4 protein-coding genes are annotated in these 15,014 nt (G+C 72.7%); 3 read left to right on the top strand and 1 reads right to left on the bottom strand.

What is annotated here, in order from left to right; all coding sequences use genetic code 11:
* Positions 1-15 precede the first annotated feature (15 nt).
* Entirely contained in the window at positions 16-417 is a 402-nt protein-coding gene (locus ACIOGX_RS01140) for a tautomerase family protein (RefSeq protein WP_356513095.1), read from the bottom strand.
* A gap of 514 nt (positions 418-931) precedes the next feature.
* Here ACIOGX_RS01140 and ACIOGX_RS01135 point away from each other — a divergent pair.
* The 3 genes from ACIOGX_RS01135 to ACIOGX_RS01125 are packed head-to-tail and all read left to right on the top strand — an operon-like array spanning position 932 to position 14,879.
* The gene (locus ACIOGX_RS01135) at positions 932-12,253 is read left to right on the top strand and encodes an amino acid adenylation domain-containing protein (RefSeq protein WP_401909124.1); all 11,322 of its coding nucleotides are present in this window, start codon (positions 932-934) and stop codon (positions 12,251-12,253) included.
* A complete protein-coding gene (locus ACIOGX_RS01130; protein WP_401909121.1) occupies positions 12,250-14,112 on the top strand; it encodes a class I adenylate-forming enzyme family protein in 1,863 nt (620 codons plus the stop codon). The genes ACIOGX_RS01135 and ACIOGX_RS01130 overlap by 4 nt, the downstream gene beginning before the upstream one ends.
* Positions 14,109-14,879: a hypothetical protein gene (locus ACIOGX_RS01125; protein ID WP_401909118.1), complete on the top strand. Its 771-nt coding sequence runs from the start codon at positions 14,109-14,111 to the stop codon at positions 14,877-14,879. The genes ACIOGX_RS01130 and ACIOGX_RS01125 overlap by 4 nt, the downstream gene beginning before the upstream one ends.
* Positions 14,880-15,014: the final 135 nt, after the last annotated feature.

The raw sequence follows: 15,014 nt of genomic DNA, 5'->3' as shown, positions 1-15,014 counted from the left end.
TTCCGGCGGTGGGTCCTACTTTTTCGGCCGCACGCCGACAGGCAGGGCGAAACGGCCGCCGCCGAAGGAACTGTTGGCACGGTCGAACTCGCCGAAGAAGACCATGACGTCGTTCGGGTCGGTTCCCGCCGCCTGAAGGTGAGTCACGATCGCGGAGAGGAGCAAGCGCTTCCTCTCCTTCTCGGTCCCTGACGAGAGCACGGCCTCGATCATCAGCACGTGCTCGCCGCGAGGCGCGGGCAGATCGGGGTAGCGAGGGCTGATACGAAGGTCGGCTTCCTCCAGAGAGACGAATCTCTGGAAGTGATCGTCCTCGGGGTAACCGGCGCTGACACTCGCTTCATGGATGGCGGCGGATATCGCGTTCTTCTCCGCCACCGTTCTCCCGGAACGCATCGTGATGGTGAAGAGCGGCATAAAGTTCCCTTGGGTTGCGCAAAGTCTTCTGCCTGAAGTCTTCTGTGGGTTCCAAAGAAATTCTATCGCATCGGCCGCACAGCGCTTCTGTGAATTCTGTCGGCGGCAGACAGCCGCGCGCTTCGGCACAGTGGGCGATCAATTCGGACCGGACGCCGGCCGGTGGCCCTGTCGGCGTTCTGCCGCACCGCACGCCGGATCCCGCCAGGCCCGGGGTGGCGATCAGGCCATGCGGGGTCTTTATCTCGACAGCCGGACCGTTTCGGCCGACCGGACACCTCTGATCCCCTGTGGGAAATCCGGGTCCAGGAAACGCTCTTCGCGTCTCCGCGCTTTGCGCGCCAGGTTTTCTGACGCGTCCTCAACTAATCGTGAGATGGATCATATTACCCGTACTTTACTGTTTCATGGCCTGCTGTTTCTATGGAGTGGTCGACTCCCGAGATCAATCCGGCCGCGTCCGACGGCAGTCGCCGTCACCCAAACCAGCATGACCGATGGGGATGTTCGTCTCATGCCCAAAAACGGCCCTGAACTGCAACTTTCCGATGCCCAGCTGGGGGTCTGGCTCGCAGAGCGCGCCGGACTCGGCCGGCCAGGCGCCTACCAGTGGGCGGAGTATCTCGTCCTGGACGGGACCGCCGACGCCGGCCTCCTGGCCGCCGCGGTCGGTAGAGCCGCGGCGGACTGCGAGGCGATCAATGTCCGCATCAGCGGATCAACGGCCGCTTCGCCCCGGCAACGGCTTCTCTCGGCCCCAACGCACCACGTCGAAGTGATCGACCTCCGGGCGGCGTCCGACCGGGAGACCGCGGCCGTGGAGTGGATGCGGGCGAGCATGGACGCGGCCGGGGGCAGCGACGACGGCCCGTTGTTCCAGGGGGCCGTACTGCGCGTCACCGACGACCGCACGCTGGTGTTCCACCGCGTCCACCACATCGCTCTCGACGGCGCGGGCATGGCGCTGTTCGCCGAACGCGTCGCCGACGTCTACACCTGTCTGTACGAGGGGCGCGCTGTTCCCGGGAGCGGCTGGAGCGGCCTTGGTCGCCTCGTGCACGCCGAGGCCGCCTACCGGGAAGCCGCCGAACACACCGCGGACCGGGACTGGTGGCTGGACCGGCTGGCCGGACGGCCGGACTTCCTGAGCCTCGGTACCCATCCGGCCCCGGCCGCGGACCGTTCACTGCGGCTGACCAGACTGTTGTCGGCGGAGGAGTTCACCGGGTTGCGCGCCGGCGCGCGACGACTCGGGCACCGCTGGACCCGGCTGCTCACCGCCGTGACCGCGATCCACCTGCACGCGGTGACCGGGAGCCGAGACGTCGTACTGAGCCTCCCGGTCGCCGGCCGCCCGGCCGAACTCGCCCGTACCGTGCCCGCGATGTCCGCCAACGTCCTCCCGCTGCGATTGCACACCGATCCGGCGGACACCGTCGGCGGACTGATCGCCCAGGTCGCCGGCGAACTGCGGCTGACACTCCGTCACCAGCGTTACCGGGGTGAGCATCTGCGCCGGGAGCTGGGCTGTCCCGAGGACGGCCGGAAGTTCTTCGGGCCCGTTCTCAACATCCAGCGGTTCGACCGGCCGCTGCGGTTCGGCCCGACGACGGCGAGCGTCCACAACCTCCAGGCACCGCCGTCTGAGGACCTCTCGATCGTCGCCTACGACCGGGGCGACGGAGGACTGCGCCTGGACTTCGACGCCAATCCCGCCAATCACGGCGAGGAGTTGCTGCGTGATGTCGCCGACCGCTTCCTGCACGTGCTGTGGCAGGTGGCCGGGGCGGACAGGAACACACCCGTGGCCCGGATCGCCGCGACCACCGCGAGGGAACGCCGGCACAGCGCGGCCCTGGGCGCGGGCGACCGTACGCCGTCCGTGTCCACCGGCACGGCCGCCGGGCGGTTCGCCGCACAGGTGCGCCGCTCGCCCGACGCGTTCGCGGTGCGGTCGGCCGAGACCGGCGAGCGGCTGACCTACCGCGAACTGGACCTGCGTGGTTCGGCGCTGGCCGCCGCGATCGCCGAGGCCGGCGTGGGCCCTGAGCACACCGTCGCGCTGCTGCTGGAACGATCGGTGGACCTGGTCGTCGCGGCGCTCGGCGTGGTGAAGGCCGGCGCGGCCTACGTGCCCCTGCAACGCGACGACGCGCTCGCCCGGCAGGAGACGGTCCTGTCCGACGCCGGAGCCCGGCTGCTGCTCACCGACCACACGACCGCGGAGGACCGGATCGTCGCGTCGGCCGCCGACCGCGGTGTGCGCCGGCTCGACGTACGCGCGTCAGGTACCGGGGACGCGCGGCCACGGGTCACGCCGGACACGACGGCGTCCGTCATGTTCACGTCCGGCTCCACGGGACGGCCCAAGGGCGTCGCGATCACCCAGGGCGATCTCGCCGGGCTCGCCGCCGACCGGTGGTGGTCCGAAGGCGGCGCGGACCGGGTGCTGCTGCACTCCCCGCACGCCTTCGACGCGTTCAACCTGGAACTGTGGGTGCCACTGCTGACCGGTGGCGAGGTGATCGTGGCCCCGCCGGGCCGGCTGGACCCCGCCGCACTGTCCCGGATCACGGCCGCCGCCGGCATCACCGGACTGTGGCTGACCGCCGGGCTGTTCAACGCCATCGCCACCGAGGACCCCGCCTGCCTGGCCGGACTGCGCCAGATCTGGACCGGCGGCGACGTGGTGTCGCCCGCGGCGGTGCGCGCCGTGCGGTCCGCGCTGCCGGAACTGACCGTGGTCAACGGGTACGGACCCACCGAGACCACGGTCTTCGCGACCAGGTTCACCGTCGAGGACATGCCCGAGGACACCGGTACGGTTCCCATCGGCGCACCGTTGGACGGCAAGCGGGTACTGCTGCTCGACGACGCGCTGCGGCCCGTACCGCCCGGCGTGGTGGGCGAGTTGTACCTCGGGGGCGCCGGGGTCGCACGCGGCTATCTCGGACGCGCGGCGGCGACCGCCGAGCGTTTCGTGGCCGACCCGTACGGCCCGCCCGGCGCCCGCGTCTACCGCACGGGCGACCTGGCCCGCTGGAACCGCGACGGACGGCTGGAGTTCGCCGGACGCGCCGACGGACAGATCAAACTCCGCGGCTTCCGGATCGAACTCGGCGAGATCGACGCCGCGCTGCTGGCCGAGCCCGGTGTGCGGCAGGCCGCGACCATCCTGCGCGAGGACCGGCCGGGGGTACGGCGGCTGGTCTCCTACGTGGCGGCCTCGGGCGACACGGCGGCACTGCTCGGCGGCGTGGCGGGTCGGCTGCCCCCGTACATGGCCCCCTCGGCCGTGGTGCGGGTGGACCGGCTGCCGCTGACCCGCAACGGCAAGCTCGACCGTACCGCGCTGCCCGCTCCGGACACCGGGAGCACGGAGGCCGCCGAAGCTCCTCGCACCCCTGTGGAACACCGGCTGGCCGAGCTGTTCGGCGAGATCCTCGGCCTGGAGAGCGTCCCGCTCGACCAGGACTTCTTCCGGCTCGGCGGCGACAGCATCAAGGCGATCCAGCTCGCCGGCGCGGCGCAGCGGGCCGGTCTGGCCATCAGCACTCCCGACGTGTTCCGCACGCCCACCGTCTCCGCCCTCGCGGGTGGCATCCAGGCCGGGCCGGAACCCGTACCCCGGGTCACACCGGGCGACACGGACGATCCCACCGTCCCGCTGACGCCCATCATGCACTGGCTGCGCGAACGCGGCGGCCCGGTCGACGGCTTCGTGCAGTCCCTGACCGTGAGCACCCCGGCGGGTATGACCGAGGCGCGGATGCGCGCGGTGGTGCAGGCCCTCGTCGACCACCACGGCATGCTGCGGCTCTCCCTCACCACGGTGGGCGGACTGTGGGCCCTGGAGGTGCTGCCCCACGTCGCGGTCGAACTGAACCGGCCGGATACGGCACTCACCCCGGAGGACGGGCGGATGGTGCACGCGAGCTGGCGGGACGCCGGACCGGCGGAACCGGGCGAGCTGACCCTCACCGCACACCACCTCGGTGTCGACGGCGTCTCCTGGCGCATCATCCGGGAAGACCTCCGGGCCGCTTGGGAAGCCGTCCGGCACGGGCGGACACCGCTGCTGCAACCGACGGGAACCTCCTTCCCCCAGTGGGCGCGGGCACTGGCCCAGTACGCCCACCACACCTCCGTGCTCGACGCGTTCCCCCGGTGGCGGGAGACGCCCGACGATCCCCCCGTCGCCGACCGCGCGCTGGACGGCGCGGTGGACACCGAGGACACCAGGCGCCGGCACTCCGTCACCCTGCCCGGCACGCTCACCGCGCGCCTGGTGACCGACACCACCGCGGCCTTCGACTGCTCGGTGCACGAACTGCTGCTGACCGCGTTCGCCCTGGCCGCCGCCGACTGGCGGGACGGACCGGACGCGCTGCTGGTGGACCTGGAGGGCCACGGCCGCGAGGAGTTCGCCGCCGGCCTGGACCTGTCCCGTACCGTCGGCTGGTTCACCACCCTGTTCCCCGTGGTGCTCGACCCGGGCTGCTCCTGGGCCGACGCGCGGACCCATCCGGCCGCACTCGACGGTGCGGTGGCCATGGTCAGGGCCTGTGTACGGGACGCCCCGCGCGCCGGACTGGCCTACGGTCTGCTGCGCCACCTCAACCCGCAGAGCGCACCGGCGCTGGCCGCCCGGCCGTCCCCGCAGTTCGCCTTCAACTACCTCGGCCGTTTCGACGTCGGCGGTGGCGGCGACTGGGCGGTGAGAGCCGACGCCACGGCCGGCGCCGACGCCACGGTCGTCGGTGCCCCCACCGGCGGCGGGTTGGCGATGAGCCACCCCGTGGAACTGGACGTGGTGATCGCCGACCACCCCGACGGCCCCCGGCTGGTCGCGAACTGGTCCTGGCCGGACGGACTGCTCGACGAGGCCCGGGTCGCCGCGCTCGCGCGGCAGTGGTCCGACGTGCTGGCGGCGCTGGCGCACCGGGGCCGCGCCCGGACGACCGGCGAACTGCCGCTGCCCCCGCTGGCGCAGGGACTGCTGTTCCACTCGCTCTACGACCACGACGGCGCCGACCCCTACCTCGTCCAGTTCGTCTTCGAACTCGGCGGAGCGCTGGACCGCGCGCTGCTGCGCGACGCACTCCACCGTCTGCTGCTGCGCCATCCCCAGCTCTCCGCCGGCGTCCGGCACAGCCCGTCGGGACGTCCCGTCCAGGTGGTCGTCCCGGACTCCACCGTGGAATGGCAGGAGATACCCGCGCACGAGGACCTCGAACGCTTCCTCGACACCGACCGCAGAAGGCGGTTCGACCTCGCCGACCCTCCACTGGTCCGCGGGGCCGTGCAGCACCGGGCCGACGAGCGGCACACCTTCGTACTGACCACGCACCACCTCCTGCTGGACGGCTGGTCGATGCCGATCCTGATCAGGGAGCTGTTCTCGCTCTACGCCGGCCGCACGCTCCCGCCCGCGACGCCGTACCGCGACTTCCTCGACTGGCTGTCCACCCGGGACTCCCGCGCGGACGAGGCCGCCTGGCGCGCGCTGCTGTCCTCCGTGGACGGTCCGACACTGGTCGGTGGAGCCGGGCGGCGCGGTTCGGCCGCGGCCCGCCACCGGCTGACCGCCGAGCTGGACGACGCCACGAGCGCACGTGTCGGCGCCGTGGCACGACAGCACGGGCTGACCACCAACGTCGTCGTACAACTGGCGTGGGCGGTGCTGCTCGGCGCCCTGACCGGACGGGACGACGTGGTGTTCGGCGCGACGGTCTCCGGCAGACCGGCGGAGCTGCCCGGTTCCGAGCACATCGTCGGCCTGCTGATCAACACCATCCCCGTACGGGTCCGCCTCGACCCGCACCGGTCGGTCACCGAGTCCCTCGCCGGCCTGCGGGCCCAGCAGCTGTCCATGCTGGACCACCAGCACGCCGACCTGACGCGGCTGCGGTCGATCGCGGGGCACGCCGAACTGTTCGACACCGTCGTGGTGTTCGAGAACTACCCGGTCGACGAGAACGAACTGCGTGATCTCGTACCCGGCCTGGACCTCCGGGACGTCCAGGGGCGGGACGGCACGCACTACCCGCTCACCCTGATCGCCATGCCCGGCGACCGCCTGCGGTTCCGCCTCGACCACAGCGCCGACCTGCTCGACGAGGAGGGCGCCCGCCGGCTGCTCGACCGCCTCGGCGTACTGCTGCGCCGGATCACCGCGCACCCGGAGGCGCTCCTGGGGCAGCTCGACCTGCTGCTGCCCGACGAGCGGGAGACTCCGGCGGACACCGGAGCGGACCCCGCCCCGGTCGCGCTTCCCGCGCTGTTCGAGGCACAGGTGCGCCGACGGCCGGAGGCCCCGGCTCTCACCTGCGGGGACACCACCCTGTCCTACGGGGAACTCAACGCGCGGGCGAACCGCCTCGCACGGCTCCTGATCGCGCGCGGCGCCGGACCGGAACGCCTGGTGGCCCTGGTGCTGGGACGGTCCGCGGATCTCGTGGTCGCGGTGCTGGCCGTGCTGAAGTCGGGGGCCGGTTATCTGCCCCTGGACCCTGCCCATCCCGAGGAACGGGTGCGGCAGACGCTGACGGACGCCGACCCCGTGCTCGTCGTGACGAGCGCGCGGATCGCGTCGCCCCGTCCGCAGATCGTGCTCGACGGCACCGATCCGGCCGCCGCGTACCCGGCGGACGACCTCCGCCTGCCCCTGGACCCCCGCGGCGTCGCCTACGTGATCTACACCTCGGGCTCCACCGGCGCCCCCAAGGGCGTCGTCGTGTCGCACCACAACGTCGGGCGGCTGCTCGCGGTGACCGACAGCCGGTTCGGTTTCGGTGACGACGACGTGCACACGCTGTTCCACTCCTACGCCTTCGACGTGTCGGTCTGGGAACTGTGGACGGCGCTGGGCCGCGGGGGGCGCCTGGTGGTGGTGCCGGACGACATCGCCAGATCACCGCGGGAACTCCTGGAACTGCTCGCCCGGGAGCGGGTCACCGCGCTGAGCCAGACCCCGTCGGCGTTCTACCAGCTCGTGCGGGCCGAGGCGGAGACGGCACCGGCTCTGCCCGCGCTGCGCGTCGTCGTGTTCGCCGGTGAGGAGCTGGAACCGACGCGCATCCGCTCCTGGCACGGCCCCGGCCGGCCGACGCTCGTCAACATGTACGGGATCACCGAGACCACCGTGCACTCGACCTACGCCGAGCTGACCGACCCCGACGAGACCGCGGGGACCGTCGGCACCGCGCTGCCCGATGTGCGACTGCACCTGCTGGACCACGCCCTGCGGCCCGTCCCACCGGGCTGCCCCGGTGAGATCCACGTGTCCGGCCCCGGCGTGACGCGGGGGTACCTGGGACGGCCCGGACTCACCGCGAGTCGTTTCGTCGCCCATCCCTTCGGCGCGCCCGGCGACCGGATGTACCGCTCCGGGGACCTCGCGCGGCGCCGGCCCGACGGCACGCTGGAGTACCTGGGACGGATGGACCAGCAGGTGAAGATCCGCGGCTACCGGGTCGAGCCCGGGGAGATCGAGCGGGTCCTCGAACGGCATCCCGCCGTGGACCGCGCCGCGGTGCTCGCCGATGGCGGCCGGCTGCTGGCGTACGTCGTGACGAGCGGGGATCCTTCGGCGGCCGAGCTGCGCGCGTACGCCCGGACGGTCCTGCCCGCGCACATGGTCCCCGCCTTCATCCTGCCGGTCGACGGGATACCGCTCACCGGCAACGGCAAGCTGGACCGACGGGCCCTGCCGGGACCGGAGTCCACACTGCCGGTGAGCCGCCCGCCGGAGAACGAGAGGGAACGGCTCCTGTGCGCGCTGTTCGCCGAGATCCTGGGGGTCCCCGAGGTCGGCGCGGAGGACAGCTTCTTCGATCTGGGCGGGCATTCGCTGCTGGCCACCCGGCTGATCAACCGGCTGCGTGCGGAACTCGGCTGCGAGCTGAGCATCCGCACCCTGTTCGACGCCCCGGTCGTCGCCGACCTGGCGGTGCGCCTGCCGGAGCGGTCCGGCGCACCGCGGGCCGGGATCGCCGCGTCCGCCCGCCCGGACCGCGTCCCGCTCTCCGCCGCGCAGCGGCGACTGTGGTTCTTCAGCCGTCTCTCCGGCCCCAACTCGGTCTACAACATGTCCTTCGCGGTCCGGCTGAGCGGGCCGCTGTCCGCGCGGCACCTTCGCGCGGCCCTCGTCGACGTACTCGACCGGCACGAGAGCCTGCGCACCACCGTCACCGAACTCGACGGCGAGCCCTGCCAGCACATCCGCACCGCCGAGGAGCTGCCGTTCGAGGCGGTGGCCACCTCGGAGGCCGAGCTGCCCGGCCTGCTCGCCGACGCGTCCGCCCACGTCTTCGGCCTCGGCACCGAACTCCCCGTCCGGGTCCTGCTCTGCGAGACCGCCCCCGAGCGGCATGTGCTGCTGATCCTGCTGCACCACATCGCCGCGGACGGCTGGTCACTGGCCCCACTGGCCCGCGACCTGTCCACCGCCTACCGCGCGCGCCTCACGGACCGGGCCCCGTCGTGGACGAGCCGGCCCGTGCAGTACGCGGACTACGCCCTCTGGCAGCGCGATCTCGACCGCCGCGCCGAGATCGCGTACTGGACGGAAACGCTGCGCGGTGCCCCCGAGGTACTGCCGCTGCCGACCGATCACGCGAGACCGCCGGTGTCCGCCCACCGCGGCGAGACCGTCGACCTCACCCTCGACGCCGGACTGCACACGCGGCTGAACCGGCTCGCACGGTCCACCGGGACCAGCCTGTTCATGGTGGTGCACGCCGCGGTCGCGGTACTGCTGTCACGGCTCGGTGCCGGGGAGGACATCCCCCTCGGCACCCCGGTGGCCGGACGGCACGACGCGTCGCTGCACGACACCGTCGGCTGCTTCGTCAACACCGTGGTGCTGCGCACCGACCTCAGCGGCGGCCCGACGTTCACCGAACTGCTGGAGCGGGTCCGCACCACCGATCTCGACGCCTTCGCCCACCAGGAACTGCCGTTCGAGCAGGTGGTCGAGGCGGTCAATCCGCCGCGCTCGCTCTCCAGCCACCCCGTGTTCCAGGTGATGCTGGCCTTCCAGGACACGCCGCCCGTGGAGTTCGACCTGCCGGGGCTGCGGGCCGAGCCGGTGGCCGTCCACGGCGGCGCCTCACGCATGGACCTGCTGTGGAGCCTGCGCCAGCGCCATGAGGACAACGGGGCGGAAGCCGGAGTCGAATGCCTGCTGGAGTACGACACCGAACTGTTCGCCCCCGCCTCCGCCCGTCTGCTGCTCGCCCGGCTGGAACGGCTGCTGCGCGCGGTCGCGGCGGAACCGCACCGTCTGATCTCCGACCTGCCGCTCCTCGTCGCCGGTGAGCGGGAGCAGCTGATCGGGCGCTGGAACGCCACCGACCACGACGTGCCCGGGGCCACGGTGGCCGAACTGTTCGCGGCACAGGCGCTCCGCGCCCCCGACGCACCGGCCGTCCACCACGGGGAGACCGTGCTCACCTACCGGGAGCTGTCCGAGCGGGCGGACCGCCTCGCGGCCGAGCTCAGCGCCCGCGGGGCCGGCCCCGGCAGCCTCGTCGCACTGGAGCTGCGGCGCGGCCCCGACCTCCCCGCCGCCCTTCTCGCGGTCCAGTCGACCGGCGCCGCCTCCATGCCCCTCGACCCCGCACTGCCACCGCGGCGGATCGCGGCACTCCTGGCGGACGCCCGCCCCGTGCTGGTGGTACGCGATGACGGCGGGCTCACGGTCACCGCCGGCGCCGGGCAGCCGGCGCTCGTGCCGGAGGGCACGGCGTACGTGACCTACACCTCGGGTTCGACCGGGCGGCCGAAGGGCGTCGTCGTGCCTCACAGCGCGCTGGTGAACCTGGTGCTCGCCCTGCGCGAGCGGCTGGCGGTCGGTGCGGCCGACCGCGTACTGGCCGCCGCACCCGCGGGCTTCGACATGTCCAAGCCCGAGCTGTACCTCCCGCTGGTCACCGGAGCGGCGATGGTGCTCGCCGGCCAGGACACGCTGCGGGAACCCGACGAGCTGTCCGCGCTGCTCGACCGGCACCGGGTCACCGTGATGCAGGCGACCCCGTCGCTGTGGCAGGCCCTGGTGACCCGGCGGCCTGACCGGCTGCGCCACATCCGCGCGGTCATCGGCGGCGAAGCGGTACCCGCGCCGCTGGCCGCGGAACTGACCGGCCTCACGGCATCACTGCTGGCCTGTTACGGCCCGACCGAGACCACGGTCTGGTCCACCGCCCACCCGGTCGGCCGCGTGACGACCGCCACGGTGCCCCTCGGACGTCCGCTGTGGAACACCCGGTGCTACGTGCTCGACGCCAGACTGCGGCCGGTACCTCCGGGCGTGACCGGCGAACTGTACGTGGCCGGCGCGGGCGTGGCCACGGGCTACCTGCACCGGCCGGCGCTGACCGCGACCCGATTCGTCCCGGACCCCTTCGGCCCCGCGGGGCACCGGATGTACCGCACCGGCGATCTCGCGTCGTGGACCACGGGCGAGGTGCTGCTCTTCCACGGCCGGACCGACGACCAGGTGAAGATCCGCGGTCATCGCGTCGAGCTCGGTGAGATCGAGGCCGTACTGGCCCGCCACGAGGACGTCGACGCGGCCGCGGTGGCCGTGCACGACCGGAACGCCGACGACCGCCGGCTGGTCGGATACGTCGTACCCGCCGACGCCGACCTGTCCTCGGTGGGCGCGCACCTGGCCCGGCACCTGCCGGACTACATGGTGCCCGCCCGCCTGCTGGCGCTGGACCGGCTTCCGCTGAGCGCCAACGGAAAACTGCTGCGCGACCGGCTGCCCGAACCGGACTGGGCGCCCGGGGGCGAGGACGACGTGCCCCCGCCGGAGAACCTGCGCGAGCACCTGATGGGCGAACTCTTCGCCGAGGTGCTCGGCCTGCCCCGCGTCGGCCCCGGTGACAACTTCTTCGAACTGGGCGGGCATTCGCTCCTGGCGGCGCGGCTGACCGACCGGGTACGGACCGTGCTCGGCCTGGAACCGACGATCCGGAACGTCTTCGAGGCGGCCACCCCCGCCGCGTTGAGCCGCCTCCTGGACCGCGCGTCGCCGGACCGCGCCCCCGGGCACCTGGTGCCGTTCCGCACCGGCGGCACGGCCGCGCCGGTGTTCTGCGTGCACCCGCTCAGCGGGATCAGCTGGCTGTACTCGGGGCTGCTGCGGCACATCGACCGGGACCACCCGGTATACGGCATCCAGGCCGAGGGCCCCGGGGGAGTGGCCGATCTGCCCGATTCCATCGAAGAGATGGCCGAGCGGTACGTGGGCCTGCTGCGCGCGGTCCGCCCCAGCGGCCCGTACCACCTGGTCGGCTGGTCGTTCGGCGGACTGGTGGCGCACGCGATGGCCGTCCGACTGCACGAACGGGGCGAACCGGCCGGAGCGCTGTTCCTGGTGGACACCGTCGCCGGCGACGCCGCCGGACCGGAACAGCCCATCGACGACCAGCGCGTCTTCCGGGTGCTGCTGACGGCCGCCGGTCTCGACGACGAACGCTTCGCGGCGACGGACCTCGACTTCGGCACCGTCGCGTCACTGCTGCGCCGCGAGGGGAGCCTGTTCGCCCGGTTCACCCAGGACGACATCAGGCGTCTCATCACGGTGTCGCGCCACAACGACAGGCTCACACGGGCCTACCGGCCACCGCGCCACCCGGGGGACACCACCTACATCGAGGCGGCGGGCGCGCCGCGCCGCGTACCCCACCACGAACTCTGGCGGCCCCACACCGGGGGCGACCTGACCGTCGCTCACGCCTCCGCGGCCCACCACCGGGTGATGCAGCCGCAGCACGTGGACGACGTCGGAGTCCCGCTCCGCGACCTGCTGAGGAGGCTGCGTTGACCCGTACCGGTCCCGGTGCCCTCGCCGAACTGCCCGTGGGCGCACGGGTGGTGATCCGGCTGCCCAACGGACGCGAACTCGCCGACACGCTGCTCACCTGCTTCGACCTCGAACTCGTCGCGGTCCCGCTGCACCCGCGTTCCACCGACCGGGCGGTGGCGGCCATCGCGGAACGCGTGTCCGCGAAGGCCCTGGTGGACGTCCACGGGCTGCACCGCACCAGCCTGCCCGACACCGACGCCGACGCGGCCCCGGACGGCCTCGCGTTCATCATGTTCACCTCGGGCTCCACCGGCCCCCAGAAGGGAGTCATGCTCAGCCGGCGGGCGGTACTGGGAAACGCGGCCAAGACCGCGGCACTGCACGGACTGACACCGGACCGTCCGCACGGGACCTGCCTTCCGCTGTACCACTGCAACGCGCTGGTCATGTCCCTGCTCGGCACCCATCTCACCGGCGCGCCGCTGACCCTTCAGGCCGGCTTCGACCCGGCCGCCTACTTCGCCGCGCTGAGCGCCACGGGGGCCAGGACCGCGTCCATCGTGCCCGCCCTGCTGGCGGACCTGCTGGAGACCGGTCCCGACTGGCCGGACGGCCTGGAGTACCTGATCACCGCGGCCGCCCCGCTGAACAGCGATTTCGCCCGCCGCTTCCACCGAATGTACGGCCCACGCCTGCGGCAGGGCTACGGCCTGACCGAGGCGGTCAACTTCAGCTTCACCATGCCCCGGCTCGACGACGCGGGCTTCCGCGAGCAGTACCTGGACCATGTGCCGCCGGTCGGGGCGCCGCTGCCGGACACCGAACTGCGCCTGGAAGCAGGCGAGGTGTGGATCAGAACGCCGGATCTCATGACCGGTTACTGGCAGGACGGCCGCGCGACCGCCGCCACGGTCACCGACGACGGCTGGCTGCGCACCGGCGACCTCGGCGAACTCCGCGACGGCCTGCTGGTGCTGCGCGGGCGCGCCGGTGAGCGCATCAACCGGGGCGGGGAGAAGCACTACCCGCTCGACCTCGAACACGGCTGGCGCCGGGCCGGCCTGTCCGGCCGCTTCGCGGCGGTCGCGGTGGGGGAACCCACGCTCGGCCAGGACATCGGACTGATCGCCACGGAACAGCCGGTCTCCGCCGTACGCGCACTGTACGAGCGGACGCCGCTGCGGCCGGCCGCGATCCAGTTCGGCGGATTCCTGGCGACGTCCACCGGCAAACCCCGGCGCAAGGCGATGAGCCGGGCCCTCACCGCGCGCCGGCTGGCCCCCGCCCGGTACGAACGGCTGCTGGACTACGCCGCGGCCACCGCGCACTCCCTGCTGCGCTCGGGGGCCGGGCATCCCGGCCTGCGCGCGCTGGCCGCTCGGGCCGGGGAACGCCCACGAGCGGGCGGCGAAGCCGTCTTCGGCGCCTTCGACTTCCTGCGGGAGCACTGGCAGAGCGCGGACGACCCGGAGCTGTCCCCGGCCAAGGCCCGGTGGCGGCGGACACTGCTCACCGAATGGCCCCTGGCGGTGCACGGCGAACTCGCCGCGGAGGTGGCCGCCCGCCACGGGTTCGAGGGGCCGCCCATTCCGCTGGGCACCGAGGCCCGTTTCGGAGACGGCTCGCTGCTCGTACTCCCGCACGGTCCCGCGGCCGACGACCCCGCCTGGCCGCTGGGCCTCCTGATGTCCTTCCTGGACGGTTCCGCCGAGGACGGCAGCGCCGATCGCTGGACGCGCCTGGCCCGGCTGCGCCGGGGCGGATTCCTGACCACCGGCTGTTCGGTGCTGCGCGCCGGGCGACATGATCTGGGTGGCGTCCTGTGGGCAGGGCAGCCGGATTCCGCATCGAACGAACTCACTGGAGCGACGGGATGACCCGAGACACCGAGACGACCGGCCGCATGAAGCGGTCGCCCGACCACGAGGACGAGATCCTCGACGTCCGGCGGCACCAGGACCCCGGCCGCAACCGGCTGACCCCGGTGCTGCGACTGCCGCCGGACGTCGCGCTGGCCGTGGTCGACGGCCTCGCCGGTCTGGTCCGGGAGGCACACCGCGGGGAGCGGGAGCAGCCCACCCCGGCCGACGCGCTCAAGCAGGCGCAGGAGTTCGAAGAGGGCCATGTGTTCATGCTGGAACCGCCCTTCGAGGGCTTCTTCGCCGACCGCTATCTGATGGACTTCTACGACACCGCGGAACGCGACCTCTGCTCGCGCATGCATCTGCACACCGGGCTGCGGTTCGTACGGATGATGACCGGCCCGGAGACCACGATCCGGGTCTCGAGCCTGTCGCCCCTCACCGTGCGCCCCGCGCCGCCGAGTTGGACCGGGCCGCTGGCCACCTTCACCGACGCGCTGCCCGGTACGCCCGCCGGGGTGCACCGGGACCGGCACAACGTGATCGTGCCGCCGAACTCCTGGGTGGACATGCAGATACCGCGAGGGGTGTCGCACCAGTTCAACGCGGTGGGCCCGAACGCGGTGATCGACTCGGTGCACCCGGAGGAGTCCATCGAGACCCTGCGCGAGGAAATGTCCGGGTACCGGATGATGGCGCAGACCATCTTTCTCGCCAAGGACAAGAGCCCGGCCGACACCTGCGCCGACACCACGGCCCCGGACGCCGGCGCACCCCGCTGACCACCGGCCGGCAGGAGGCGGACGTTTCCGTGCCGGGCGGGCGGCTGGTCCGTCGCGCGCAGGGTGAACGCCGCCTCCGTCGTACGGCACAGTGCGTGCACCGCGTGACGCGGAGCGCGCCGGGAGGCCGGACCC

Origin of the sequence: Streptomyces sp. NPDC088147 (assembly GCF_044741565.1) — a bacterium.
Taxonomy (GTDB): domain Bacteria; phylum Actinomycetota; class Actinomycetes; order Streptomycetales; family Streptomycetaceae; genus Streptomyces.
Note: the sequence above shows the minus strand (reverse complement) of the source record. Positions and strands in the feature narration are given on the sequence as shown.

Excerpts from the sequence above, each read along its gene's own strand:
- ACIOGX_RS01125 (WP_401909118.1), top strand. The coding sequence starts at position 14,109 with ATGACCCGAGACACCGAGACGACCGGCCGCATGAAGCGGTCGCCCGAC.
- ACIOGX_RS01140 (WP_356513095.1), bottom strand. The coding sequence starts at position 417 with ATGCCGCTCTTCACCATCACGATGCGTTCCGGGAGAACGGTGGCGGAG.
- ACIOGX_RS01135 (WP_401909124.1), top strand. The coding sequence starts at position 932 with ATGCCCAAAAACGGCCCTGAACTGCAACTTTCCGATGCCCAGCTGGGG.